This is a genomic window from Pseudomonas sp. BAV 4579 (assembly GCF_009765395.1).
GTDB lineage: Bacteria > Pseudomonadota > Gammaproteobacteria > Pseudomonadales > Pseudomonadaceae > Chryseomonas > Chryseomonas aestiva.
The window spans coordinates 1-489 of record NZ_WHOV01000266.1; the positions used below are offsets into that span (position 1 = coordinate 1).

General features: G+C 69.1%; 2 pseudogenes. Both read right to left on the reverse strand.

What is annotated here, in order from left to right:
* Positions 1 to 249: pseudogene (locus GSQ95_RS25920) on the reverse strand (lytic transglycosylase domain-containing protein); the annotation flags it as partial.
* Positions 246 to 489 (reverse strand): annotated as a pseudogene (locus tag GSQ95_RS25925) (TIGR03759 family integrating conjugative element protein); the annotation flags it as partial. The pseudogenes GSQ95_RS25925 and GSQ95_RS25920, both read right to left, overlap by 4 nt.

The following is a 489-nucleotide window of genomic DNA, read 5'->3' on the forward strand; positions in this document are numbered from 1 at the left end:
GGCATCGGCGCGGGTGGCGAAGCGATAGCCGGCGCCGGCGACGTTGAGCGTCCACGGCCATGGCACTAATTGCGTGCCTTGGCCGCGCAGGCGGGTACCACTCTCCTGCAGGGCAACCGAGTACAGCACCTCGGAAGGGATGCCGGCATGATAGGCGGCCAGCTGATAGGCCGGCGGCGGGGTCTCGGCCGCCATCGCGCCGAGCGCGGTTGACTGCAGGAGCACAACGGCGCCCAGCGCCTTGATCATTGCCGGAGCCATTGCCCGTTCACCTCGCGGACAGCCGCTGGCAGCTCGCCGCCCAGGCCCAGCTGGACCCATCGGCCAGCATCATGGTTGAGGGTGATCTGTCGGGTCCGCACCTTGGCAGGATCGATGCCGGCGAGCACCGCCCAGAGGCGGATCCGGGCATCGTCGTTCTGGCTGCCGATCAGATAGAGGTCGAAGGCCTGGCCCGCGCTCTGCAGGGCCTGGACCCGCTCGGTACAG